The sequence below is a fragment of the Arthrobacter echini genome (assembly GCF_004803505.1).
Taxonomy (GTDB): domain Bacteria; phylum Actinomycetota; class Actinomycetes; order Actinomycetales; family Micrococcaceae; genus Arthrobacter_D; species Arthrobacter_D echini.
In genome coordinates, this window is record NZ_SSWH01000004.1 from 193935 (window position 1) to 220025 (window position 26091).

Genomic DNA, 26091 nt, shown 5'->3' on the forward strand with positions numbered 1-26091 from the left:
AGTGCCATGCGCTTCATCCTTCTGCTTTCCTAGCCGCACAGCATCTCCTGTGCGGCGGCCCCTCCTGTGTGAGGGGCTTTTGTGTGTTCGGCAGCAGGCGCCCGCTTCCGCAGGAACAGCACAGCACCCGCGCGCCGAGGGTTCTCCGGGACCCGCGGGGCTCGAGACATCCAGCACCACGATCCACCGACAGGACAGGTCATACAGTGAGTACCACCCCAGGGGACGACCAGCCGGACGAGACCACGTACGACGTCGCGGCCATCGAGGCCCGATGGCCGGCGGTCTGGGAGCGGCTGAAGCCCTTCGCGCCGTCCGACGACGGCGAGCGTGAGCGGCGCTACGTGCTCGACATGTTCCCCTACCCGTCCGGGGATCTGCACATGGGCCACGCCGAGGCGTTCGCGATGGGCGATGTGGTGGCGCGGTACTACCGGCAGCGTGGATTCGACGTCCTGCATCCCATCGGCTGGGACTCCTTCGGCCTGCCCGCCGAGAACGCCGCCATCAAGCGCAACGCCCACCCGGCGGACTGGACCTACGCGAACATCGAGACCCAGGCGACCTCCTTCAGGCGCTACGCCATCAGCGCGGACTGGAGCAGGCGGATCCACACGTCCGATCCCGAGTACTACCGCTGGACCCAGTGGCTGTTCGTCCGGTTCTTCCAGCAGCGCCTGGCGTACCGCAGGAACTCCCCGGTGAACTGGTGCCCGAAGGACCTGACCGTGCTCGCCAACGAGCAGGTCGTCAACGGGGTCTGTGATCGCTGCGGGACCCCGGTGACCAAGAAGAACCTGAACCAGTGGTACTTCCGGATCACCGACTACGCCGACCGGCTGCTGGACGACATGGAGCAGCTGAAGGGCCACTGGCCCGAGCGCGTGCTCGCCATGCAGCGCAACTGGATCGGACGCTCCGAGGGCGCACACGTGCACTTCCGCATCGAGGCTCAGGGCGATCAGCCGGAGAACGACATCGCCGTGTTCACCACACGCCCCGACACCCTGTACGGGGCGACCTTCTTCGTCGTCGCCGCGGACGCCGAGCTGGCGCTGGAACTCGTCATGCCCGATCGACGCGCCGAGCTGGAGACCTACCGCGAGCAGGTGAAGAACCTGTCGGAGATCGAACGGCAGGCCACGGAGCGTGAGAAGACCGGCGTCTTCACCGGGCGCTACGCGATCAATCCGCTCACCGGCGAGAAGCTGCCCGTCTGGGCCGCGGACTACGTGCTCGCCGACTACGGTACAGGTGCCATCATGGCGGTCCCGGCCCACGATCAGCGCGACCTCGATTTCGCGCGCGCCTTCGACCTGAGCGTGCGCACCGTCGTGGACACCGGTGCCGAGGACGCCGCAGCGACCGGCATCGCGACCACCGGCGAGGGCACCTTGGTCAACTCGGGAGAGCTCAGCGGACTGGACCGCGACTCCGCCATCCGTCGTGCCATCGAGCTCATCGAGCAACAGGGCACCGGTGAGCACACCGTCAACTACCGGTTGCGCGACTGGCTGCTGTCGCGGCAACGGTTCTGGGGTACTCCCATCCCGATCATCCACTGCCCCTCCTGCGGCGAGGTGCCGGTTCCGGACGATCAGCTCCCGGTGACACTGCCCGAGGGTCTGCGCGGCGAGGCCCTGGCGCCCAAGGGCGCATCCCCGCTGGCCGCGGTCGAGGAGTGGGTGAATGTCCCGTGCCCCTCGTGCGGAGGTGCGGCCAGGCGTGATACCGACACGATGGACACGTTCGTGGACTCGTCCTGGTACTACCTGCGCTTCGTGGATCCGCACCTGGAGACCGCTCCGTTCGACACCGACGCCGTGAACCGCTGGCTGCCCGTGGGGCAGTACGTGGGGGGCGTGGAGCACGCCATCCTGCACCTGCTCTACAGCCGGTTCTTCACGAAGGTCCTGTTCGATCTCGGCATGGTCGACTTCACCGAACCCTTCGGCGCACTGCTGAACCAGGGGCAGGTGCTCAACGGCGGCAAGGCCATGAGCAAGTCCCTCGGCAACGGTGTGGATCTCGGTGAGCAGCTGGACCGCTACGGGGTGGATGCCGTCCGCCTCACCATGGTGTTCGCCTCCCCGCCGGAGGACGACGTCGACTGGGCCGATGTCTCGCCGTCGGGCTCCGCGAAGTTCCTCGCGCGGGCCTGGCGCCTGGGCGCGGACGTGACGAGCGCCGTCGGCGCAGATCCCTCGACCGGGGACAGGGCCCTGCGCTCGGTGACGCACCGGACCCTGGCCGATGCCGCCGAGCTGCTGGAGGGCAACAAGTTCAACGTGGCCATCGCCAGACTCATGGAACTGGTCAACGTCACCCGCAAGGCGATCGACTCCGGCGTCGGCGGCGCCGACCCTGCCGTGCGCGAGGCCACCGAGGCGGTGGCGATCATGCTGAGCCTCTTCGCCCCCTACACGGCCGAGGACCTCTGGAGCCGCCTCGGTCATGAGCCGACTGTCGCGACCGCGGGCTGGCCCGCCGTCGATCCGGGCCTGCTGCGACAGGAGAGCGTGGTCGCGGTGGTGCAGGTGCAGGGAAAGGTGCGCGAGCGCCTGACGGTGTCGCCGGACATCGCCGAGGAGGAGCTGCGCGAGCTCGCCCTGGCCAGCGAGCAGGTGCAGCGTGTCCTGGACGGGCGTGACATCCGCACCGTCATCGTGCGCACCCCCAAGCTGGTCAACATCGTTCCTGCCTGATGGACGGGAAGGACTCCCCGATGCGAACGGGCGCATCGGCACGCATCGCCGTCGTCACCGACTCGGCGGCCGGGTTCCCGCCGGCATGGCGGGAGACGGGCGGAGCCGCGGAGGCGGTGCGAGTGGTCGCGCTGCCGGTGCTGGTCGGCAACGACATCCTCACCGGTGAGCACGACGACGTCACAGCGCCCCTGATGCTGGCACTCGCCGCCGGCTCCGATGTGCGCACCTCGCGGCCCTCGCCCGGCCAGTTCGATCGCGCCTACGGACACCTCGCCGAGCAGGGGTACGACGGCGTGGTCTCCGTCCACCTCTCCGGCTTGCTCTCCGGCACGGTGGAGGCTGCGCGAATGGCCGCAGCCAGGGCTGCGCTACCCGTGGAGGTCATCGACACACGCACCGCCGGAATGGCGCAGGGACGAGCCGCACTCGCAGCGCTCGATGCAGCGCGCGGAGGTGCCGATCTGCAGTCGGCCGCTGCCGCCGCCGCGATGACGGCCCGGGACTCCTCGCTCTATTTCTACGTCCCGAGCCTCGAGCAGCTCCGGCGCGGGGGGCGCATCACGGCGGCGGCCGGGTGGCTCGGGACGCTCCTGTCCGTCCGGGTGATTCTGCACGTCCGCAGTGGTGCGCTCGTGCCCCTGGAACGCATGCGCTCGGCGGAGCGCGGGCTGCAGCGGCTCGAGGAGCTCGTCGTCGCCGACGCCGGGGCCAGGGCCGGTCAGGTGCATCTGACGGTGCATCACTTCGGCAACGAGGACGAGGCCCTGTCCCTCGCCGAGCGCCTGGGGGCTGCCACGGACGCGACGTCCGTCTCGTGCGCGCCGTGTCCCGCCGTCCTCGCCGCGCATGCGGGCCTCGGTGTCGTGGCCGTCACCATCAGCGGAGTGCGGTCCCGGGCAGAGTGAGGCGCACGCTCCGCGGTTCCATGCACGGGAGATGTCCACATAGCCGTGCCTCCGATCCTGCTGCTGCAGTGCATCCGCCTAGCGTGTCGGTATGGCAAAGCACCGATGGCCGACCGCGGACGGTGGTCGGCACCCGAGTTCCGCTGGAGGAGCCGTCCGGCCGGAGGTGCACGTGCAGACAGCCTGGGACCCGTACCAGGCCGAAGCGCCTTCGTCCACGAAGCTGCGGATGGGTCCGGATGCCGACCTGCGCACCGACACCGAGGTCTCGCTGCCGGTCGTAGCGGGGTCGAGCGCCGGTTCCCCGGCCCCTCGGATCCGCTCTGCCGTACCGCCCGGCTACGTACCCGACGAGGAGGATACGGACAGGGGCACTGGCTGGGAGGACCCTCGTGCTACCCGCGGCCTCCACTGGCGCGTCTACCGGTCTGCCGCCCTGATCTTCCTCGGGGTGGCACTGGCCGTCGGAGCCGCACTGTTCCTCGTGCGCAGCTCGGAGCCCTCGGCCGCTGCCATCTCGGTCGAGCTCGACGCCGACCGCCCCGGAGGAAGCGACACCGGCGCGTCCGGGACGGCCCCGGACACTTCCGCAACCACCCCCTCGCCCACTGCAGGGGTACCGGTCACAGCCTCCGGTGCCGCCGGTTCCAGCCCGGGGCACGGCAGTGCGGATTCCCCGATCGATGCACCCCTGCCCGGACCGGACGGGGACGGAACGATCGTCGTCTACGTCACGGGTGCCGTCGCAACACCGGGCGTGGTCACGATCCGGGCCGGCACGCGTCTGGCAGAAGTCCTCGAGGATGCAGGGGGCGCTCTACCCGAGGCCGATCTCGAGAGTATCAATCTGGCCTCACCGCCCTTCGACGGCCAGCACATCCACGTGCTCGCCGTGGGTGAGGAGCCACGAGCAGACCTGACGGAGCAGGGGATCACTGCGTCGTCACCGACGGTGGCCGGAGCGCAGGGATCAGGAGGGGTGACCGCGTCAGGAGGTCCAACGTCAGGAGGAGCGCCAGGGGCCGGTACTGCCGGCGCGGACGGTGCAGCAGCGGCACTCATCGACATCAACACCGCAACGCTCGCCGAGCTCGAGACCCTGCCGCGCGTCGGCCCGGTGCTCGGACAGCGGCTCATCAATTGGCGGGAGGACAACGGGCCCTTCCTCCAGGCTGCGGACATCGACGCCGTGCCCGGCATCGGCCCGGCGATGCTCGAGGGCATCCTTCCCCTCATCGTGGCCCGGTGAACCAGCGCTCCTCGCTGCGCCGGTCACCGCTCCGTGGAGCTCGACGGGATGAAGCAGGGAGCTTCGCAGCACTTGGGCCCGTAGCTGTGTCCGGATCTGCGGCTGCAGCTGGGTCTCCGTCCGGCGCCGTACCTGGGGATGCGCCGAGGAGAGCGAACGGATCTACCCTGCTGTCGCGGTGGGGCGGTGACGTCAGGCTGGTACCGGCGGCTTCGGCGGCCTGGGTCGGAGCCGCACTCGCCATCCGCGGCGGAGCGACAGCCGCGACGGCCGCCGGTCTGCTTGTCGCGGTCGGGGCGGTCCTGCTGGGATGCCTGGCCCTTCCGGCGGCAGCGGACGACAGACGCCGGCGAATCGTGCTGCCGGTGCAGGGGATCGCGCCCGCAGCTGCCCTGGCCCTGGTTCTGCTGGCAGCCGGTGGCAGCCTTGCCCGGGCCGAGAGCGGGCCGGTGTCCGAAGCGGTTGCCGGTTCCACCCCGTTCACCGCGCTGCTGCGCATCTCGGGTGAACCCGTGGCACTCGGGGTCGGGTCCTTCGGAGGGGAGCGGTTCATGGTCGACGCCGAGGTGACCGGCGGCGTCCTGCGGGGCAGGGTCTTTGCTGCAGCAACCCCGGTGGTGGTCCTCGGCTCGGAGCAGTGGGGGCACCTCGGGCGTGGGGACACCGTCCGGGTACCCGGAACGGCTTCGCCTCCGGATCGACTCGGACGGGCCACCGCGGTCTTCGTGCCCGCGAGCGCGCCGACGATCGAGGAGGCCGGGGGCCGGCTCGGCTACACAGGTGACCTCCGCGGACGGTTCCGCGACCTGTCTCTGCGCGACGCCCGCGACGGAGGGCTCCTTCCGGGTATGGCGCTCGGTGATCGGACCGGCATGGACCCGGCACTCGCCGAGGCCATGAGGACGACCGGTCTGACGCATCTGACCGCCGTCAGCGGTGCGAACTGCTCCTACGTGGTCGGCTTCGCCTACCTCGGTCTGCGGACCATCCGGGTGCCGCGCCTGGTTGCCGCCCTGGGCGCCGTCGTCGCGCTCGTCTGCTTCGTCATGCTGGTGGGACCCGAGCCGAGCGTGCTGCGCGCTGCCGTCATGGGAAGCATCGGGGTGGCAGCGGTGCTCTCCGGCAGGGGCAAGGTGTCCCTGACCGTCCTGCTGGTCTCCGTCATCGCCCTCCTGGCGGCCGACCCGTGGCTCTGCGTGTCGTTCGCCTTCATCCTGTCCGTGCTGGCGACACTGGGACTGATCACCGCCGGGCCGATGGTGGTCAGGGTACTCGAGCGGATCATGCCGAGGTTCATCGCGCAGTTGCTCGCCATCCCGCTGACGGCCCAGATGTTCTGCACACCGGTCCTCGTACTGCTGCAGCCCACTCTGCCGCTGTACTCCCTCCCGGCCAATGTCCTGGCCTCGCCGGTGGTCCCGGGGATCACGCTGCTCGGCATGCTCGCCGTCCTGGCACTGGTTGCGGCGCCGGCTCTGGCGCATCCGTTGATCACCGCAGCGCACTGGGGCACACGCTGGGTCGCAGGCGTATCGGACGTGCTGTCCACCGCCCCCGCAGCCTCGCTCCCGTGGCCGACCGGCGCCGCGGGAACTGTCGCGGCTGTCCTCGGAGCGGTGCTCCTGCTGCTTCTCCTCGCCAGGTACGAGACAGCTGCCCGGCGGGGGAGCCCTGCCGGGAGCACGGAGGAGGAGGATCCGCGCCTGCGTCCTCCCTCAGCGAGTTCGCTGCGCCTGCGCGGTGGCCGTCGCCCGACGGGACGGGCGGGGCCGCCCCGTCGGGTCGGACCGGGCGCGCGGCCTTTCGCCCGTTCCCTCGTGCGTCCGGTCGCGATCGCCGTGGCGGTGTGCATCGCCGGAGGCCTCGTCCTCGTGGGGCGGAGCGCGCCGCCGGAGGCACGCTGGATCCTCACGATGTGCGACGTCGGGCAGGGCGACGGGATCGTCGTCAGGACGACCGAGGGACACGCGCTGGTGGTCGATGTCGGCCCCGATCCCGAGGCGATCGACCACTGTCTGGACACTTTGGGCATCCAGGTGATCGACGCGCTCGTCATCTCCCACCTGCACGAGGACCACTACGGCGGAATCGAGGGAGCGGTGCGCGACAGGACCGTCTCGGCCCTGTACTACTCCACAGGAGAATCGAGCCTACCCGGGGTCCTGGCCGATGCCGCTGGCAGCGCCGGGGTCGCCGTCACGAGGCTCACCGACACCACCGAGCTCGATCTACCACCCCTGGCGGTGGATGTCCTCTGGGCGGGAGGCCACACGGCCGGGACCGAGGAGAACGATTCCAGCGCCGTCCTCGAGATCCTCGTTCCCACCTCCGAGCGGCCGATCTCGGTCCTTCTGCTGGGGGACCTCGAGGAACAGGCGGCGGCCACCTTGCTGGCGGAGCAGCCGGACCTCGCCGGCAGTACGGTGGATGTGCTGAAGATCGCCCATCACGGTGCGCGGAACGGCGGTACGGCCCTGATCGAAGCGCTCCGGCCGAGGCTCGCTCTCATCTCGGTCGGCAGCGACAACGGCTATGGTCACCCCCATGCCGCCACTCTGGAGGCACTGGATTCGGTCGGGACAGCCACCGCGCGGACGGACCAGCTCGGCTCCTTCACGCTCGATGTCGTCGATTCACTGCTCGAGATACACCGCATCAGGTGAGACACGGCACGTCCCACACCCCCTCGGGCACATCGCCCGACACCGGCTTTCGGGCCACGGCGACGCCGTGCGAGAGTAGGAGCTGATCCGACAGAAGGGACCCACCGCGTGGCATCACCCAGGGCAGGGAGCGCAGGAGAATCGACGTCCTGGCGCGAGGTACGCCCATCGGCCGTCGTGCTCCTGTCCGGTCCGGAGGAGTACCTGGCCTCGAAGGCTGCGGAGTCGATCCGCCACCAGGTCCGGGCAGTCCATCCCGAGGCCGAACTCGTGAGCATCGACGCCGGATCGTACGAGGCGGGAGCGCTCGCGCTGCAGACCAGTCCGTCGCTGTTCGGCGACTGGAAGATCGTCGAGGCCACGGGCCTGGCACAGATGAACGACGACTTCCTCGTCGACTCCCTCGCCTATCTCGCCGATCCGGCGCCCGATGTCGTTCTCGTGCTCGGCCACTCGGGAGGCAACCGCGGCAGGAAACTGCTCGACACCGTCAAGGCGATGAAGGCCACGATCGTCGACTGCCAGCCGCTGAAGAAGGATGCCGAGCGGGCCGACTTCGTCAGCACGGAGTTCCGCACCGCGCATCGGCGCATAGCACCCGACGCCGTCCGCGCCCTGGTCGCCGCCGTCGGCTCGAAACTACCCGAGCTCGCGGCAGCCTGTCAGCAGCTCATGGCGGACACCGGCGGCGAGGTCACCGTGGAACTCGTCGAGAAGTACTACGGCGGCCGGATCGAGGCCACGGGTTTCAAGGTGGCCGATGCCGCGCTGGCAGGACGAACAGCGCAGGCACTGTCGATGCTCCGTCACGCTCTTGCAACCGGCGCTGATCCGGTGCCGATCGTCGCGGCCCTCGCGCTGAAGGTACGCGCCGTGGCGAAGGTACACGGCGCCAGGGGCTCCTCCGGGCAGCTCGCCAGGGAACTGGGCATGGCGCCGTGGCAGGTGGACCAGGCTCGCAAGGAGGCCCGGCGCTTCAGCTCTGCGGCCCTTGCGCGCTGTATCCGTGCACTGGCCGAGGCTGATGCGCAGGTCAAGGGCGAGGCGCGGGATCCCGTGTACGCCGTTGAACGCGCCGTGACCGTCATAGCACTGGCAGAGGACTGAGTCCGGCCGGCGCAGCGGCATCAGAGCCGCCGTCCGGGTACCCCGACCATCGGTAGAGGCCACCCGACCCCCGCGGGTCGTGGTGCGCCGTTCGGTCGGCCGTTGGACCCACACGGACATGAGGGGCCCGTTCCGTACCGGAACGGGCCCCTCATGGTCGAACGCCGGTGGCGTGCTCGAGCGCAGCTCTAGAGCGCGTTGACCTTCTTCGAGATCGCCGACTTGCGGTTCGCAGCGTTGTTGCGGTGCAGCACACCCTTGCTGACAGCCTTGTCCAGCTTGCGGCTGGCAGTGCGCAGGGCCGTGGTGGCGGCGTCCTTGTCCGACCCGGCCACCGCGGTGTTCACGGCACGGATGGCCGTCTTGAGCTCGGAATTGATCGAGCTGTTGCGCTGCCTCGCCTTCTCGTTGGTGAGGATGCGCTTCTTCTGGGACTTGATGTTTGCCACGTATGAGAACTTTCTTCGTAGTGCGGACTGGTCATGAGGGTTGTCCGGCCGATCGGGGACCGAGCGGCGTGGGGACACCGTGTGGAGATCGGCCGAAGTGCCCGAAGACCTTCGCGGACACACAGCGCACTACTTTAGCAGAACGGCATCCGCCCTGCCCAACGGAAGGCTCCTCCCGGACGGTGTGCGCAAGCCGAGAGCCCGGTGCGGAGCCTGAGGCCGGGGCGCCTGCCGCAGCGCGGGACACGGCATGGGACACTGGGAGGTGAACCTGCAGGAGCCGGCCCGGCCGTTCGCGACGAACGAACCGGCAGGTCCCTGCCCAGCCCGCATCCGCCAACGTGAGGAACCTACGTGTCACCCATGGCCCGCACCGCGCCGGTGCCTGCCGCCACCGATCCGGCGATCATCAGGAACTTCTGCATCATCGCGCACATCGATCACGGGAAGTCCACGCTGGCCGACCGCATGCTCCAGCTCACCGGCGCCGTCGAGCAGCGCGACATGAAGGCGCAGTACCTGGACCGCATGGACATCGAGCGGGAGCGGGGCATCACCATCAAGTCGCAGGCCGTCCGGCTGCCCTGGGAGCTCGACGGCACGTCCTACGCGCTGAACATGATCGACACACCGGGCCACGTCGACTTCACCTACGAGGTCTCGCGCTCGCTGGCCGCCTGCGAGGGGGCCATCCTGCTCGTCGACGCGGCACAGGGGATCGAGGCGCAGACCCTGGCCAACCTGTACCTGGCGATGGAGAACAACCTCACGATCATCCCGGTGCTCAACAAGATCGATCTGCCCGCCGCACAGCCCGAGAAGTACGCGGCGGAGCTCGCCGGTCTGATCGGCGGCGATCCCGAGGACGTACTGCAGGTCTCCGGCAAGACCGGCGTCGGCGTCGAGGCGCTGCTCGACAAGATCGTGCGCGACCTCCCGCCTCCCACGGGAGACCCCGACGCGCCGGCTCGCGCCATGATCTTCGATTCCGTCTACGACACCTACCGGGGTGTGGTCACCTACGTCCGCGTCGTCGACGGGAACCTGCGGCCGCGCGAGCGGATCCAGATGATGTCCACGCGGGCCAGTCACGAACTGCTCGAGATCGGCGTCAGTTCACCCGAGCCCAAGCCCTCCAAGGGGCTGGGCGTCGGTGAGGTGGGCTACCTCATCACCGGCGTCAAGGACGTACGCCAGTCGAAGGTCGGTGACACCGTGACCACACTGGCCAAGCCGGCCGCGGAGTCGCTCGGCGGCTACGAGGATCCCAAGCCCATGGTGTTCTCCGGTCTCTACCCCCTCGACGGCACGGACTACCCGGTGCTGCGGGACGCCCTGGCGAAGTTCACCCTGAACGACGCCGCCCTGGTCTACGAGCCGGAGACCTCCGCTGCACTGGGCTTCGGGTTCCGTGTCGGCTTCCTCGGCCTGCTGCACCTGGAGATCACCCGCGAGCGGCTCGAGCGGGAGTACAACCTCGATCTGATCTCCACCGCACCCAACGTCGAGTACCAGGTCACTCTCGAGGACAGGACGGTCCTGCTGGTCACCAACCCGAGTGAGTATCCGAGCGGGAAGATCGCCGAGGTCCGCGAACCCATGGTGTCCGCGACGATCCTCGCGCCCTCCGAGTTCGTCGGCGCCATCATGGAACTCTGCCAGCAGCGCCGCGGAGTCCTCGGAGGGATGGACTACCTGTCGGAGGACAGGGTCGAGATCAGGTACAGATTGCCGCTGGCCGAGATCGTCTTCGACTTCTTCGATCTGCTGAAGTCCAGGACGCGCGGCTACGGATCCCTGGACTGGAAGGCCGACGGTGATCAGGTCTCCGACCTGGTGAAGGTCGACATACTCCTGCAGGGTGACCAGGTGGACGCGTTCAGCGCCATCACACACCGCGACAAGGCCTACGCCTACGGCGTGATGATGACCGGCAAGCTGCGCGAGCTCATTCCACGGCAGCAGTTCGAGGTACCGATCCAGGCAGCGATCGGGGCCCGCATCATCGCGCGTGAGAGCATCAGGGCCATCCGCAAGGACGTGCTGGCCAAGTGCTACGGCGGCGACATCACGCGTAAGCGCAAGCTGCTGGAGAAGCAGAAGGAGGGCAAGAAGCGGATGAAGATGGTAGGACGGGTAGAGGTGCCCCAGGAAGCGTTCATCGCCGCCCTGTCCTCCGACGAGGCCAAGGACAAAGCCAGGAAGTGACCGAGGACGTGGATCGATCCGCATCGCCCGGCGCCGAGGATGCCGATGGCGCCTAGCACCCTGCCACTCGGCCTGCCCGCGCCGGAGGACGGTTCGGTGCCTCCGGCCGCCGTCGAGGGAGCCGGCACGAGGAGCTTCGGTCTCTACGTGCACATCCCGTTCTGTGCCGTCCGGTGCGGCTATTGCGATTTCAACACCTATACGGCCACCGAGCTCGGGGGCGGGGCGTCGCAGGACGCCTACGCCGGGTCCGTGCTGGCCGAGCTCGATCTCGGGGCCCGCGTCCTGACCTCCTCGGGCTTCCCCGACAGGGAGCTGTCCACCGTGTTCTTCGGCGGAGGGACACCGACCCTGCTCCCCGCGTCGGATCTTGCGACGATCCTGCGTGCCTCGACTGCACTGTGGGGACTGGCTCCGGACGCGGAGGTCACCACGGAGGCCAATCCTGATTCCGTGACTCCGGAATCACTGCGGATCCTCCGGGAGGCGGGCTTCACGCGCGTCTCCTTCGGGATGCAGTCGGCGGTGCCCCATGTCCTCGCCGTCCTCGATCGCACGCATGCCCCGGAGCGGGTGCCGCAGGCGGTGGCGTGGGCCAGGGAAGCGGGTCTGAAGGTCAGCCTCGACCTGATCTACGGAACACCGGGGGAGTCCCTCGAGGACTGGCGGACCTCGCTGTCCACAGCCCTGTCCTACGAGCCCGATCACATCTCCGCCTACGCCCTGATCATCGAGGAGGGCACGCGACTCGCCTCGCGCATCCGCCGCGGTCAGGTTGCGCCCATCGACGACGACGATCACGCCGACAAGTACCTGCTCGCGGACGAGATGCTCGCCCAGGCCGGCTTCCAGTGGTACGAGGTGAGCAATTGGGCGCGGACACCGCTCGACGAGTGCAGGCACAATCTGGCGTACTGGCGCGGAGACGACTGGTGGGGGGCAGGGCCCGGCGCGCATTCGCATCTCGGAGGCACCCGCTGGTGGAACGTGAAGCATCCCAGGGCCTATGCGCAGGCCCTGGATGCAGGACGCTCACCGGCGGCCGGACGGGAGATCCTCTCCGCCGGCGACCGCTCCGTCGAGGAGGTCATGCTGAGAGCCCGACTGAGTGAGGGACTGCCGACCGACCGCTTGACGCCGGCGGGCAGGAGGGCCATTGCCGGGCTCATCGCCGACGAACTCATCCAACCTGCTGCCGCATTCGCCGGCACAGTGGTGCTGTCGTTCCGGGGCAGGTTGCTCGCGGACGCCGTCGTCCGGCGCCTGCTGCCCGACTGAACGGCTGGACCGTCAGCGGATCAGGCGCAGATTCAGGGCATACCGGTGAGGTCTGCCCCTGTTCACCTGAATGCCCGCGTGCACGGACGTCAGGGTGAGTGCGAGCCAGATCAGCGCGTTGATCACCGCGAACGCCGCTCCGACTCCAGGAAGGAGTGAGAGGATCAAGGCCATCAGGGCGAGGATCGTCGGCGGCAGGGTGAAGTTCAGCGCCTCCTTCGCTTCCTGCGCGGTGAACGGTCCCCTGTCCCTGAAGATCAGGAAGATCAGCAGGGACGGGACGAATCCGAGGATGCCGCCGAAGTGCGCGAGTGTGGCGAACTGCCGATCCTGGGACGCGGTCAGCACCGGAGCCTGCGCCGGTGACCCTTCGAACGCGGGCGTCTGCCCGCCCTGGCTGTGCGGCCGGTGATCGGCGGTGTCGGACAACGGTGTTCCCCTGGTCTCTCTCTGGATGTTTGGTGGATGCTCGATTGCCGATGGGCAAGTCCTGGCCCTCTCTGCCGATCCGGGACCAGCCTCTGCCGATCCGGGACCGGGTCCTGGCCGACCATCGGACTCAGTCGGCACCCGGATGCGCCGTGAGGAAGTCGATGACCTCCTCGATGCGGCCCAGCAGTGAGGGTTCGAGGTCGGCATAGGTCGTGACGGAGCCCAGGATCCGCTGCCATCCCCGGGCGACAGCGGCCTGGTCGTCGTGGGGCCAGCCCAGACCGGCGAGGATCCCGGTCTTCCAGTCCTGGCCGCGCGGGACCACCGGCCAGTCCGCCAGACCGAGCACCTGCGGTTTCACCGCCTGCCAGATGTCCACGTAGGGATGCCCGACGATCAGGACGTGGTGCCGCGCCCCCGGAACGGTCAGGGCCTGCTGGGCGATCCGGAACTCCTTGGTGCCGGGCAACAGATGGTCGACGACGACGCCCAGCCTGCGCTCGGGACCGGGGCCGAAGGCCCGTATCGCACTCTCCAGGTCGTCGACACCGTGCAGCGGCTCGACGACGATCCCTTCAAGGCGCAGATCGTCACCCCAGACCTTCTCGACGAGTTCGGCGTCGTGCTTTCCCTCCACCCAGATCCTGCTCGCGCGAGCCGTCCGCGCCCGCGATCCTTCGACCCGTACGGAGCCCGAGGCCGTGCGCGCAGGGGCGGCCGGTGCGCGAGGGACCAGGGGTGCGACGACGCGGACGGGGTTGCCCTCGAGCAGGAATCCATGGCCCAGCGCGAAGGTGCGGTGCCTCCCGCGCCGGTCCTCGAGGACCATCACGTGCAGACCACCCGACTTCTCGACCCGCACGACGGCTCCCACGAAGCCGCTTTGGGCGTCCTCGAGGACGAGGTGCCGCTCGACCGGCACCTCGGGAAGAGTCGCCCGCTTCGGAGCCGTGAGGTCCTGTGCTCCCCAGCCGTAGTCCATTCCCGACCTGTCCTCCCGACGACGGAGCGGCCGGATGCCGGCACCGATGCCCAATGCTAACAATCGTCCGGAACGTACTAGACTTGGCACTTGGACGTGTCGAGTGCTAATCGACGGAGTGCTCGTCGACCATGACCGTCGTGGGCCCGCGATCGGGAGTGAGCCACTGACGCAGGACAGATCCGGAGGTGACTGAGGATGAGTGAACCACGCCGCCTGGAGGTACTCCGGGCGATCGTCGAGGACTACGTCCACTCGAGGGAACCGGTAGGTTCCAAGGCGCTCGTGGACCGCCACCGGCTCGGGGTCTCCTCGGCCACCATCCGCAACGACATGGCGGTCCTGGAGGAAGAAGGCCTGATCGCCGCACCGCACACGAGCTCGGGACGGATACCCACGGACAAGGGGTACCGCCTCTTCGTGGACCGTATCTCCGAGGTGAAGCCGCTGTCGGCGCCGGAGAAGAAGGCCATCCGGTCGCTCCTCGAAGGAGCCGAGGATCTCGACGACGTCATGGCCCGGACGGTCCGGCTGCTCGCTCAGTTGACCAACCAGGTGGCCGTCGTCCAGTTCCCGCGTACGCAGCGGGCGTCCGTCCGGCACATGGAGTGCGTACTGGTGGCCCCTGCCCAGGTCCTGGTCGTCCTCATCAGTACCGACGGCAGTGTGCAGCAGCGGATCGTGTGGCTGCCCACGGAGATCACCGAAGCAGAGCTGTCCGATCTCAAGCAGCGCATCCAGTCCGCGGTGTCGGGCGTGAAGCTCTCCTCGCTGCCGGCAGTGCTGGAGGCGGTGCTGTCTCAGCTGCCGCCGCCCGCGAAGTCGCACGGGGGTACCATCGTCAAGGCGCTCGAGCAGCTGGCGGACCTCGGGCGGGACGACAGGATCGTGCTGGCCGGTACAGCGAACCTCGCCCGTTTCACCGGGGACTTCCCCCTGAGCATCGGACCTGTTCTCGAGGCACTCGAGGAGCAGGTGGTGATGCTGCGGCTGCTGTCCGAGATGGAGTTCGACGCCCGCGGCATCTCCGTGCGGATCGGTAGCGAGAATCCCTATGGCGGGCTCTCGGAAGCATCCGTGGTCGCAACGGGTTATGGACCTGATGCGGGCGCGAGACTGGGTGTGCTCGGGCCGACCCGGATGGATTACCCGACGACGATGGCCGCGGTGCGCGCCGTCGCACGCTACGTCTCGAGGGTTCTCGAGGAGTAGGGCCCGCGCGGGTCCGTCATGTCGTGCCCAGGCTCTACCGCAAGTGGACATGCAGCAGAAATTCAGTGGTTTTCAACAGGAAGTGATGTGCACGAGTGAGTAATCACTATGAGGTTCTCGGTGTAGCGCAGGATTCGACCGGGGAGGAGATCAAGAGGGCGTACCGCAAACTGGCCCGGAAGCTTCATCCGGATGTGAACACGGGCGACACCGCGGCCGAGGAATTCAAGCTCGTGACCCGGGCGTACGAGGTTCTGTCGGACCCCCAGAAGCGGCGGGTGTACGACACGACGGGCAACGAGAACGGGACCGATACCGGATACGGCGCCGGCTACTCCGGGTCGGGCTTCGCCTTCCAGGACATCTTCGAGACGTTCTTCGGTGGCGGCGGGGGCCAGCAGACCCGCCCACCCTCGAGGACACGTCGCGGCCAGGATGCGCTCATCAACGTGCGGATCGATCTCAAGGACGCCGTCTTCGGCGCCAACAAGAAGATCGAGGTGGACACGGCGGAAGTGTGTCCCACGTGCGACGGCACCTGCTGCGAGCCGGGTACCACGCTGCGCACCTGCGACATCTGCGGCGGCTCCGGCCAGGTCCAGCGCGCGGTGCGGTCGATCCTCGGCCAGGTCATGACGAGCGCGCCCTGCGGAACCTGCCAGGGATACGGCACCGTCATCCCCCACCCGTGCCACGAATGCAGCGGTGAGGGCCGCATCCGTGCGCGCCGGACGCTGACCATCAAGATCCCGGCCGGAGTCGCCACGGGTACGCGCATCCAGCTCGCCGGTCAGGGCGAGGCCGGCGTGGCCGGTGGTCCCCAGGCGGATCTGTACGTGGAGATCCGCGTGAACACCGACTCGACCTTCCTGCGCGACGGCGACGACCTGCACGTGACGCTCAGCGTACCGATGACCGCTGCGGCACTCGGCACGACCGTGCGTCTGGACACCTTCGACGGAGATCAGGAGCTGGACATCAAGCCCGGTACGCAGTCGGGGGAGATCCTCACACTGCGCAACCTCGGCGTGACCCACCTGCGCAACCAGGGCAGGGGAGATCTCCGGGTCCACCTCAACGTGGAGACACCCCGCAACGTCGATCCACAGCAGGAGGAACTGCTGCGCCAGCTCGCCGGACTCCGTCAGGAGGAGTACACGGACGGCCAGCTCGCGAGCAGCGGCTCGGGAGTGTTCGCCCGCCTGCGGGAGCGGCTCGGGAATCGCTGATCGATGACACGGCCCCTCTTCTTCGCTCCGCCGCAGGCTGTCCGCTCGGCGCTGCCGGGCGACAGCTTCGTGCTCGACGGCGAGGAGGGCCGTCATGCGGCGACGGTGCGCAGACTGGGCCCGGGAGAGCAGATCGAGGTCTCCGACGGCGCCGGACACCGGATCAGCGGTAGCGTCGCGACGGTCGGAGCGGGCACGCTGGAGCTCGTGGTCGAGACCGCGGACCTGGACCCGGCGCCGAGACACCGCCTCGTCCTCGTCCAGGCTCTCGCCAAGGGCGGCCGCGACGAACAGGCCGTCGAGGCCGCGACGGAGCTCGGGGTGGACTGCATCGTCCCCTGGCACGCCGAGCGCAGCATCGTGCGCTGGCGGGACGAGCGCGCCGAGAAGGGGCGCCGGAAGTGGCAGTCGCTCGTGGAGGCGGCGTCGAAGCAGTCCCGCCGATCCTTCGTCCCCGGGGTGCATCCCGTCCTCGACACGCGGGGGCTGATCCGCCAAGCCGCGTCGCTCGATCGGGTGATCGTCCTCCACGAGGAGGCCACCGAGCCGCTGGCACAGGTCTGGTCGGCGTTCGAGGACTCGGTTCAGCTCGACCACACGTCGACCGCGGTGATCGTGGGGCCGGAGGGAGGGATCGGTGCAGCGGAGCTCGACGTACTGCTCGCCGCCGGTGCCCGCCCGGCCTGCCTGGGCCGGAACGTCCTGCGCTCCTCGTCGGCCGGTCCGGCCGCCCTCGTCCTGCTGAATCATCTGCTCGGGCGCTGGTAGGCACACGGACCGCGTCCGGAGTGGCCCCTCCGGGCGAGGACGGACTACCTGATGAGGACGGACTTCGAGTCCGCCGCCATGCCGCCGTCGGAGGGCACCGACACGATGATCTCGTAGCGGCCGGGTGGGAGGTCGACGAAGAAGGAATAGGCGCCATCGTCCGTCCCGATCTCCGTGGTGCCGTCCCGGAAGTACGCGCTGCTGCCGTCCTGACCTCCGTCCGGGGTCTCGGGCACGCGCGCTATCCGCCACTGAGCCTCGCCCTGGTCCGCCGGAGCCAGGCCATGGACGATCAGACCGTCAGTGCCCGCTTCGACCTGCTCCTGAGGGTCGATGATCCACACCGGAGCGAGCACCGAGGTGTCCCGCGTCCACTCCCCGTGGAGCTCGACGGCACCGAAAGCACTGTAGTCCGCGGCGCCGTCCACGAGTACGACCACCGAACTGGACTCACCGCCCTGGATGAGCCCGGCGTTGGCGGCCGCGGCCGTGGCGGTGAAGACGAGTTGCTGCACGGCCAGACGCGCCTCGTCGTCGGCGAGTCCCTCCGAGAAGGCGTCCGAGGACAGATCCAGGGTGATGACGTTCTTCGTCGAGATCGACGACGTCACGCTCGCCGCCGGGTTCCAGGGTGAGCTGTAGTCCGGATCCAAAGGGCTTCCCGAGGTCATGAGGTGCACCGCGTCGGCGATCGGATCCCCTGAGACCTCGGCGGGCGCGGGATGGAACTCCCTGAACAGGACCTGCCGTCCGGCTGCCTCGCCCAGCCAGTACACCGGCGTCAGCGATGGTGCTCCCCGAGCGGGAGCGGAGGGCCCGGGCCCCTCGGCCGGTGCGGCGGGACCGGCGGAAAGCCGGGTCGTCGGCGCCGTCGTGGCCGCGGTGAGGTCGGTTGTCGCATCCCCACCGAGCACTTCCATGGCAGGAGCAACGAAGACACTGCCGATCACCAGCACACCGCCGGAGACGAGCAGGATCCGGCCGAGTCCCAGCCGCTTCCGCCGCAAGGGATCGGATTCGTTCATACCAACCCCTTCCGTAGGTCGCAGTGGTCACGGGTGAATGTCATGGAGGGCCCGGAACAGCTTGCCACAGGGCAGGCAGGCCACCTGTCCGGATCGCGCCCGTACGCCGGACCGAGACCTGATCGATACGAAGACGTAGCCCGATCGCGACCATCCGGCCACGAGCGTCCCGCCGATCACGCCGCCGGCGCAGGACGCTCGTGACCCGCGCACTCCGGGGACGGACCCTCGATGGCGTACCATTGGCCTGTCTGCGCCAGGCTTCTGCCCGCCCATCACAGGGCGTGGAACGAGCCGCGCAGCAGGTATCAGCGGGACTACTCGGACGAGGGGCGATCAGAGGCCGGATGGCCGAACTATGAGCGAATCTTCAGCAGGCATCAATGCGGCAGGGCTGGACACCAGGATCTTCGTCTTCGACTCCACGGAACAGATGGTCCAGGCGCTCGGTTCCAACGACGAGGCGCTCCGGTTGATCGAGGAGTCGTTCCCCGGCGTCGGGCTGCAGGCCAGGGGGAACGAGCTGACCATCACCGGTCCTTCGGCGGATGTGCTGCGTACCGAACGCCTCGTGGGAGAGATCCGGACCATGGCGATGAACAACGCGACCGTCTCGGCGCAGGTGCTCGGGCAGCTGGTCACCATGCTCAGGACCCAGAGCGCAGCCCGGCCCTCGGACGTCCTGTCGGTGAACATCCTGTCCTCGCGCGGCAGGACGATTCGTCCGAAGACCCAGAACCAGGGCACCTATGTCGATGCCATCGACCGCAACACGATCGTCTTCGGGATCGGTCCGGCGGGCACCGGTAAGACCTATCTGGCGATGGCCAAGGCCGTCCAGGCGCTGCAGCACAAGGAGGTGAACCGGATCATCCTCACCCGACCGGCCGTCGAGGCGGGGGAGCGGCTCGGATTCCTCCCCGGGACACTCAGCGACAAGATCGATCCGTATCTGCGACCGCTCTACGATGCCCTCCACGACATGATGGATCCGGACACCATCCCGCGTCTCATGGCTGCCGGGACCATCGAGGTGGCGCCGCTGGCCTACATGCGCGGCAGGACGCTCAACGATGCGTTCATCATCCTCGACGAGGCCCAGAACACCACGCCGGAGCAGATGAAGATGTTCCTCACACGCCTGGGCTTCGGCTCGAAGATGGTCGTCACCGGCGATGTCACGCAGGTCGACCTGCCCAGCGGTTCCAGTTCCGGCCTGCGGATCGTCAGGGAGATCCTCGACGGGATCGACGACGTCCACTTCAGCGAACTCGATTCGTCCGACGTCGTACGCCATCGACTGGTGGGGGACATCGTGAGCGCCTACGGGCGGTGGGACGAGGAGCAGCACGCCGGGCAGCACCGGATCATCCGGTCGGCGGCCTCCCGATGAGCGTCGAGGTGAACAACGAGACGGACTACGACGTCGACGGCGCACTGCTGGTCCGGCTCACGAACTTCCTCTTCGAGTCGCTCTTCATCCATCCCGAGGCTGAGCTGTCGATCGTGCTGGTCGACGTACCGGCCATGGAGAAGCTGCACGTCGAGTGGATGGACGAGCCAGGGCCCACCGATGTCCTGTCCTTCCCCATGGACGAACTCCGCCCGGGAACGCCCGGCCAGGTGAGCTCCGCGGGTCTGCTGGGGGATATCGTGCTGTGTCCGGAGGTCGCCGAGACCCAGGGCACCGCTGCGGGTCACGGTACGGACGGGGAGCTGCTCCTGCTCACCACCCACGGCGTGCTCCACCTGCTCGGGTACGATCATGCCGAACCAGATGAGGAGAAGGAGATGTTCGATCTCCAGGGTCGCCTCCTCGCCGAGTTCCTCGAGGGCCGGGCATCGAGGGAGACGCGCGCTTGACCATCTGGCTCCTCGCACTCCTGGGCCTGCTCTTCACCCTCACGGCGGCGCTCGTCACTGCCGCAGAAGCGGCCTTCGTCTATCTGCCGCGCCAGGAGGGTGAAGCCCTCGTCGAGGAATCGGGCAGATCCTCCCTCCGGCGCATCCTCGACGCGCCGGTCGCCCACATGCACGCATTGCGTTTCTGGCGCGTCTGGTTCGAGATGGCAGGGGCCGTCGCCGTCGCCATCCTGTTCCACGACCTGCTCGACAACGTCTGGCTCGCCGGTCTCCTCGCGACGGCGGTGATGGCCCTGATCGGCTTCGCGGTCGTCGGCGTCTCACCGCGACAGCTCGGGCGGGCCCACGCATCCGCCGTCGTCCGCCTGACCGGTGGCCCGGTGGCCGTCCTCCGGGCGGTCCTCGGACCCGTTCCACGCTGGCTCGTACGTATCGGCAGTTCGATCACCCCGGGCGCACCACAGGACGAAGCGGCCTTCTTCACGGAGGAGGAGTTCCGCGAGCTCCTCTCGCGCGCCTCGGATGCCGAGATGATCGAGGACAACGAGGCGGAGCTGATCCATTCCGTGTTCGAACTCGGCGACACCAAGGTCCGCTCGGTCATGGTCCCGCGCACCGACATGCTCACGATCGACTCGGGTTCGACACTGAGCGAGGCCATGCCGCTCTTCCTGCGCTCGGGGTATTCCAGGATTCCCGTGATCGGCGAGAGTTCCGACGACATCAAGGGTCTGCTGTACCTCAAGGACGTCGTCGCCCAGCTCCACGGCGGCCCGGAGTCGAACCGGTCCCGTGCGGTCGACGCCGAGACCCGCCCTGCCCGCTACGTCCCGGAGTCGAAGCCGGTGGGCGATCTGCTGCGGGAACTGCAGCGCGAATCCACCCACGTCGCGATCGTGATCGACGAGTACGGTGGCACCGCCGGCCTGGTGACCCTGGAGGATCTCATCGAGGAGATCGTGGGCGAGATCGTCGACGAGTACGACTCGGAGGTGCCGGAGCAGGAGCAGCTCGAGGATGTCGGCTACCGGGTGAGCGCCCGGATGGGCATCGACGATCTCGGTGAACTGTTCGGCCTCGACCTGGACGACGAAGAGGTGGATACCGTGGGAGGATTGCTGGCCAAGACCCTCGGCAGGGTGCCGATCGTGGGGTCGGAGGTCGCCATCGACGGTATCGGTCTGCGCGCCGAGCGCGTGGAGGGCCGGCGGAACCGCATATCCCATGTGATCGCGTACCGGCTGCCACCAGGGGAGACCGAGCAGGCGGACCACGAGACGATGGAGGCAGACAATGAGCGACGCTGAGCACAGGGCCGGGTTCGTCTCGCTCGTGGGGCGACCCAACGCGGGCAAGTCGACACTGACCAATGCCCTGGTGGGACAGAAGGTGGCCATCACCTCCGCCAAACCGCAGACGACCCGGCACACGATCCGCGGCATCGTCAATCGTGAGGACTCCCAGCTGATCCTCGTAGACACGCCCGGCCTGCACCGTCCACGCACCCTGCTGGGGCAGCGGCTCAACGACCTGGTGGCGGACACGCTCGCCGAGGTCGACGCCGTCGGATTCTGCCTGCCCGCCAACGAGAAGGTCGGACCGGGCGACCGCTTCATCGCCGAGCAGCTGGCACGACTGCACCGGAAGCCCGTGATCGCCGTCGTGACGAAGACGGACCTCGTGGACCGCGCTGCGCTCACGCAGCAGCTCCTCGCCGTCCAGAAGCTGGGAACCGACGTCGCGGGAGCCGACGGCTGGGCGGACATCGTCCCGGTCTCGGCCTCGGCAGGGATCCAGGTGGACACCGTGGCCGAGGTGTTCAGCTCCCACATGCCCGTCTCGCCGGTGCTCTACCCGGACGGTGAACTGACCGACGAGCCCGAGGCGGTCATGGTGGCCGAACTCGTGCGGGAGGCCGCCCTCGAGGGAGTACGCGACGAACTGCCGCACTCCCTGGCCGTGGTCGTCGAGGAGATGAATCCGCGAGAGGGCCGCAGCGAGGACGATCCGCTGCTGGATGTCCACGTCAACCTCTACGTCGAGCGGCCGTCCCAGAAGGCGATCATCATCGGCAAGGGTGGAGCGCGGCTCAGGGACGTGGGCACCACGGCGCGCCGCAGCATCGAGGCACTGCTCGGAACCCGGATCTACCTGGATCTGCACGTGAAGGTCGCCAAGGACTGGCAGCGGGACCCGAAGCAGCTCGTGAAGCTCGGCTTCTAGGGGGCCCAGCCCGGCAGCCCCTACCCGTGTCCTTGCCGTCCGTACTGCCCGCCGGCGGTAACGTTCACACGGTCTGCACCAGAGATCACCAGCCACTGAAGGAGCACCGGCATGACCGGCCAATCGCCGCGCGAGGGTACGGACGGCGTCGTCGGCGCTTCCAGCGGACCAGCACGAGGAGAATCCGGCGGAGCACATGGAGGGCGCCACCTGCGTCGGACGCGTGGTCGGCGTGGCCTGAAGCTGACCGCCATCGTGCTCGCATCCGTTCTGGTGGCCGCCGTGGCGTTCGTCGCCGTGGTGGTCCTCCGGCTGCAGTCGAACGTGCTGACCCTCCCATTGAATCTGGGCCAGACGCAGGAGAGTTCCCTTCCCGTCGACTCCAGCACCGATCCCCTCCAGCTCCTCGTCCTCGGCACGGACACGCGCACAGGCAATGACGGACGGTTCTTCGGCGGGGAGGATCTCTCCTCGGGACAGGGCAACTCCGATGTGATGATGCTCGTGACGCTGTCCGCGGACCGCGAGAACGTCACCGTGGTGTCCTTTCCCCGTGACCTGCTCGTCCCGTTGCCCCGGTGCGTGGATCCGATGACCGGCGACGTCTCCCGCGCGGTCGAGCTGGGGCAGCTCAACGGCGCTCTGAAGGAGGGCGGTCCCGGATGTACCGTGGCCGCGATCAACGACCTGACGGGACTCTCGATCGACCACTTCATGATGGCCGACTTCAATGCCGTGAAGGAACTGTCCTCCACGCTCGGCGGCGTCGAGGTCTGCGTCGAGGAGGCAGTCGACGACGAGTACTCGGGTCTGACGCTCCCGGCCGGTACCAGCGAGGTGGAGGGGGAGCAGGCGCTCGCCTTCCTGCGCACCCGGTACAGCTTCGGCGACGGCGGGGACGCCGGGCGCATTGCCGCCCAGCAGTCGTTCCTGGCGTCCATGGCGCGCAAGGTACGCGCCGAGGGAACGCTCACGAATCTGCCCAGGCTCTATTCCATCGCCGACGTGGTCACCCGCAATCTCACGGTCAACGAGGAACTGTCCAGGCCCTCCGAGCTGCTGAAGATCGCGGACCGGCTGAAGGACGTCGACCTCGGCAACATCGCTTTCGTGACCGTCCCCACCCGTCCCTGGGTGGAAGACCCGAACCGGCTGGTCCTCGACGAGGCGCCGGCGGAACGACTGTTCGAAGCACTGCGCCAGGACCGGGGACTGTCGGAGCCGACGCCGTCGCCGACGTCGGGCACCGACTCCGCCTCTGCTGCTCCCTCATCGACCTCATCGACCGGCTCGGCAGCGCCGACCGGGTCCGCGCAGGCACCATCGATCGATCCCTCGGTCATCCAGGTGCTGGTCCTGAACGCGACCGACGATGCCGATCGCGGCAGGGAAGTGCAGGAGCTGTTGATCGAGGCCGGGTACACCGGGGCCGTCCCACTACAGGCGCAGCCCCAGGAGGAGACGCAGATCCTCTTCGGCACCGGGTTCGACGACGCAGCAGCGCTCCTGGCGGAGCGCTTCGGGGTCCCGGCCTCGCAGGTCCTCTACAGCCCGACGGCCAACGGCCTCGAACTCGTCGTCGGCACCGATCTCGCGACCGGCACCAGCGTCGACCAGCCGCCGCTCGAGAGCGTGCTGGACGGCCAGACCGCCGAGCAGGAGACCTGCCAGGCGACCTCGGGGTTCTAGTCGCCGGAGCACCGGCGCCGCTGCTCCGGGATCACCGGGATCACCGGGCAACCGGAGCAGCAGCCCGCACGGGTCCTCCCGCTACCAGATTCTGACGCGTTCGGCGGGATCGAGCCACAGGTCGTCGTCGGGCGCGACGTCGAAGGCCTCGTGGAACTCGTCGAGATTGCGCACCACCTGATTGCAGCGGAACTCGTTCGGTGAGTGGGGGTCGACGGTCAGGCGCCGCCTGGCCTCTTCGGGACGGATCTTCTGCTGCCAGCAGGTGGCCCAGGAGAGGAAGAACCGCTCGGTTCCGGTCATGCCGTCGATGATCGGCGCTTCCTCGCCCCCGAGGCTGAGGAGATAGGCGCGGTAGCTGATGCCGAGCCCGCCCAGGTCGCCGATGTTCTCGCCGAGGGTCAGTTCCCCGTTCACCTTCTCACCGGGTACCTCGGCCGCCTCGAGAGCCGCGTACTGGCTCACGAGGCGGCCGGTGAGGGCGTCGAAGGCCTGTCGGTCGTCCTCGCTCCACCAGTTCAGCAGTCGCCCGGACCCGTCGAACTGGGACCCCTTGTCGTCGAAGCCGTGACCTATCTCGTGGCCGATCACCGCACCGATCGCGCCGTAGTTGACGGCGTCGTCGGCATTGATGTCGAAGAACGGTGGTTGGAGGATCGCGGCAGGGAAGACGATCTCGTTCATCGTCGGCATGTAGTAGGCGTTGACGGTCTGCGGTGTCATGAGCCAGGCACCGCGGTCGATCGGCCCGCCCAGTTTGTCGAGCTGCCGGCCGTGCTCGAACTCCGCGGCGCGCAGGACGTTGCCGTACAGGTCGCCCGCACGGATCTGAAGAGAGCCGTAGTCGATCCACTCCTCCGGGTAGCCGATCTTCGTGGTGAACTGCGAGAGCTTCTCCAGCGCCCGGGCGCGTGTTGCATCGGTCATCCATGTCAGTGCCGTGATGGACGTCCGATAGGCGTCGATGAGGTTCCCGACCAGGTCGAGCATCGCGGCCTTGTGCGTCGCGGGGAAGTGCCGCTGGACGTAGCGCTGCCCGATCGCCTCGCCCATCGCACCCTCGACGAGAGCGACCCCGCGCTTCCAGCGCTCCTTCAGCCGCGGGGTCCCCGCGAGATGGGTGCCGTAGAAGGCGAAGACCGCGTCGACGAATCGTTCGTCGAGATAGTCGGCGGCATGCAGCAGGACCCGGCTCACCAGCCACTGTTTCCAGTCCGCCAGGTCCTGCTCGCCCAGAGCGCCGTCGAGACCACGCAGGAAGTCCGGCTGGTTCAGCACCACCTCGGCGACCTGCGAGGGCGAATCGGAGACGATGCGCAGCCACGGTGCAAGCAGGGCGGACATCGCGACGAGGTCGTCGTGCTGCAGCAGGTTGTAGGTCTTCTGCGGATCCCGCCGCTCCACGCTCCCCATGGAGGAGGACGCGAGGCGGGTCTCGAGGGCCAGGACGCGTGCTGCGGCGTCCGCGGGATCGGACAGCTCCGCCAGCCCGAAGAGGGTCGAGAGCAGTTCCTCGTACTTCTCGCGCGTCGCTGCGAACCCCTCCTCCCGGTAGTACGACTCGTCCGGGAGCCCGAGGCCCGACTGGTGGAGATGGAGCAGATAGCGATCGGGATCGCCGGCGTCGTTGCTGACGTACGGGGCGAGGATCCCCTGGACGCCCGAGCGCGTGAGACCGGCGCTCAGCGCCACCAGTTCCCCGATCGACGTCACGGCCTGGATCCGCTCCAGGAGGCCGGAGACCGGAGTCGACCGCTCCGCCTCGACCCGGGCGGTGTCCATGAAATCCGCGTACAGGGTCCCCAGCTTCGCATCGATGCCCCCGGCACGTTCGTCGGCCGCTGCGTCGGTTCCGTCAGCTCCGGCGGCCGAAGCCGCCGACGCAGCGTCCTCGATGATGGTCCTGACGGCGAGTTCGGACGCATCGCGTAGCGCGGTGAAGGAACCCGCCAGCGGTCGGTCGTCCGGGATGACCGCCTCGCTCAGCCACACGCCGTTCGCATGCCTGAACAGGTCGTCCTGCGGCCGGACTGTCGCGTCCAGCTGGTTCGGGTCGAGTGTGCTGATCGTCATGGGCGCTTCCCGTTTCCTCGGTGGTGCT

General features: G+C 68.4%; 20 protein-coding genes. 15 read left to right on the forward strand and 5 right to left on the reverse strand.

The window, feature by feature from the left end; all coding sequences use genetic code 11:
* Nucleotides 1-206: 206 nt before the first annotated feature.
* The 5 genes from leuS to holA all read left to right on the forward strand — a co-directional run bounded on the left by leuS (nucleotide 207) and on the right by holA (nucleotide 8632).
* Nucleotides 207-2705 (forward strand): leucine--tRNA ligase, encoded by a 2499-nt coding sequence (gene leuS / locus E8P82_RS06505; RefSeq protein ID WP_136453674.1) that lies wholly within the window; start codon nucleotides 207-209, stop codon nucleotides 2703-2705.
* Nucleotides 2706-2725: 20 nt separating this feature from the next.
* Nucleotides 2726-3613: a DegV family protein gene (locus E8P82_RS06510; protein ID WP_168796503.1), complete on the forward strand. Its 888-nt coding sequence runs from the start codon at nucleotides 2726-2728 to the stop codon at nucleotides 3611-3613.
* 91 nt (nucleotides 3614-3704) lie between these two features.
* Nucleotides 3705-4862 (forward strand): ComEA family DNA-binding protein, encoded by a 1158-nt coding sequence (locus E8P82_RS06515; protein WP_136453676.1) that lies wholly within the window; start codon nucleotides 3705-3707, stop codon nucleotides 4860-4862.
* Between the two features lie 356 nt (nucleotides 4863-5218).
* Nucleotides 5219-7525, forward strand: coding sequence for a ComEC/Rec2 family competence protein (locus tag E8P82_RS06525; protein WP_168796504.1), 2307 nt, complete (start codon nucleotides 5219-5221; stop codon nucleotides 7523-7525).
* A 108-nt stretch (nucleotides 7526-7633) separates the two neighbouring features.
* Complete coding sequence (gene holA, locus E8P82_RS06530; protein WP_136453678.1) at nucleotides 7634-8632, forward strand: DNA polymerase III subunit delta; 999 nt, start codon at nucleotides 7634-7636, stop codon at nucleotides 8630-8632.
* A 188-nt stretch (nucleotides 8633-8820) separates the two neighbouring features.
* Here the strand turns inward: holA and rpsT are convergent, their stop codons facing one another.
* A complete protein-coding gene (gene rpsT / locus E8P82_RS06535; protein ID WP_136453679.1) occupies nucleotides 8821-9081 on the reverse strand; it encodes a 30S ribosomal protein S20 in 261 nt (86 codons plus the stop codon).
* A gap of 354 nt (nucleotides 9082-9435) precedes the next feature.
* On the opposite strand from rpsT, the gene lepA reads away from it, so the two are divergent.
* Nucleotides 9436-11289 (forward strand): translation elongation factor 4, encoded by a 1854-nt coding sequence (lepA, locus tag E8P82_RS06540; RefSeq protein WP_211096811.1) that lies wholly within the window; start codon nucleotides 9436-9438, stop codon nucleotides 11287-11289.
* Between the two features lie 45 nt (nucleotides 11290-11334).
* A complete protein-coding gene (gene hemW / locus E8P82_RS06545) occupies nucleotides 11335-12567 on the forward strand; it encodes a radical SAM family heme chaperone HemW (RefSeq protein ID WP_136453680.1) in 1233 nt (410 codons plus the stop codon).
* 12 nt (nucleotides 12568-12579) lie between these two features.
* Here the strand turns inward: hemW and E8P82_RS06550 are convergent, their stop codons facing one another.
* Together E8P82_RS06550 and E8P82_RS06555 are read right to left on the reverse strand one after the other, a co-directional pair.
* The gene (locus E8P82_RS06550) at nucleotides 12580-12996 is read right to left on the reverse strand and encodes a DUF4870 domain-containing protein (RefSeq protein WP_246021027.1); all 417 of its coding nucleotides are present in this window, start codon (nucleotides 12994-12996) and stop codon (nucleotides 12580-12582) included.
* Nucleotides 12997-13126: 130 nt separating this feature from the next.
* The gene (locus tag E8P82_RS06555; protein ID WP_136453682.1) at nucleotides 13127-13981 is read right to left on the reverse strand and encodes a DUF3097 family protein; all 855 of its coding nucleotides are present in this window, start codon (nucleotides 13979-13981) and stop codon (nucleotides 13127-13129) included.
* Between the two features lie 198 nt (nucleotides 13982-14179).
* On the opposite strand from E8P82_RS06555, the gene hrcA reads away from it, so the two are divergent.
* From hrcA to E8P82_RS06570, 3 genes are all read left to right on the forward strand, one after another.
* A complete protein-coding gene (gene hrcA / locus E8P82_RS06560; protein ID WP_136453683.1) occupies nucleotides 14180-15193 on the forward strand; it encodes a heat-inducible transcriptional repressor HrcA in 1014 nt (337 codons plus the stop codon).
* A gap of 95 nt (nucleotides 15194-15288) precedes the next feature.
* Nucleotides 15289-16422 carry a molecular chaperone DnaJ gene (dnaJ, locus tag E8P82_RS06565; protein ID WP_136453684.1) on the forward strand — a complete coding sequence of 378 codons (1134 nt, stop codon included), beginning with the start codon at nucleotides 15289-15291 and terminating at the stop codon, nucleotides 16420-16422.
* A 3-nt stretch (nucleotides 16423-16425) separates the two neighbouring features.
* The gene (locus E8P82_RS06570) at nucleotides 16426-17190 is read left to right on the forward strand and encodes a 16S rRNA (uracil(1498)-N(3))-methyltransferase (RefSeq protein ID WP_136453685.1); all 765 of its coding nucleotides are present in this window, start codon (nucleotides 16426-16428) and stop codon (nucleotides 17188-17190) included.
* 44 nt (nucleotides 17191-17234) lie between these two features.
* Here E8P82_RS06570 and E8P82_RS06575 read toward each other — a convergent pair whose 3' ends face one another.
* Nucleotides 17235-18215, reverse strand: coding sequence for a GerMN domain-containing protein (locus E8P82_RS06575; protein WP_136453686.1), 981 nt, complete (start codon nucleotides 18213-18215; stop codon nucleotides 17235-17237).
* Between the two features lie 358 nt (nucleotides 18216-18573).
* On the opposite strand from E8P82_RS06575, the gene E8P82_RS06580 reads away from it, so the two are divergent.
* From E8P82_RS06580 to E8P82_RS06600, 5 genes are all read left to right on the forward strand, one after another.
* Nucleotides 18574-19608 carry a PhoH family protein gene (locus E8P82_RS06580; RefSeq protein ID WP_136453687.1) on the forward strand — a complete coding sequence of 345 codons (1035 nt, stop codon included), beginning with the start codon at nucleotides 18574-18576 and terminating at the stop codon, nucleotides 19606-19608.
* A complete protein-coding gene (gene ybeY, locus E8P82_RS06585; protein ID WP_136453688.1) occupies nucleotides 19605-20078 on the forward strand; it encodes an rRNA maturation RNase YbeY in 474 nt (157 codons plus the stop codon). The genes E8P82_RS06580 and ybeY overlap by 4 nt, the downstream gene beginning before the upstream one ends.
* Nucleotides 20075-21385: a hemolysin family protein gene (locus E8P82_RS06590; RefSeq protein WP_136453689.1), complete on the forward strand. Its 1311-nt coding sequence runs from the start codon at nucleotides 20075-20077 to the stop codon at nucleotides 21383-21385. Before ybeY ends, E8P82_RS06590 begins: the two co-directional genes overlap by 4 nt.
* Nucleotides 21372-22301, forward strand: coding sequence for a GTPase Era (era, locus tag E8P82_RS06595; protein ID WP_136453690.1), 930 nt, complete (start codon nucleotides 21372-21374; stop codon nucleotides 22299-22301). Before E8P82_RS06590 ends, era begins: the two co-directional genes overlap by 14 nt.
* A 111-nt stretch (nucleotides 22302-22412) precedes the next feature.
* Nucleotides 22413-23990 (forward strand): LCP family protein, encoded by a 1578-nt coding sequence (locus E8P82_RS06600; RefSeq protein WP_136453691.1) that lies wholly within the window; start codon nucleotides 22413-22415, stop codon nucleotides 23988-23990.
* A gap of 81 nt (nucleotides 23991-24071) precedes the next feature.
* On the opposite strand, the gene E8P82_RS06605 is transcribed toward E8P82_RS06600, so the two are convergent.
* The gene (locus E8P82_RS06605) at nucleotides 24072-26063 is read right to left on the reverse strand and encodes a M13 family metallopeptidase (protein WP_136453692.1); all 1992 of its coding nucleotides are present in this window, start codon (nucleotides 26061-26063) and stop codon (nucleotides 24072-24074) included.
* Nucleotides 26064-26091: the final 28 nt, after the last annotated feature.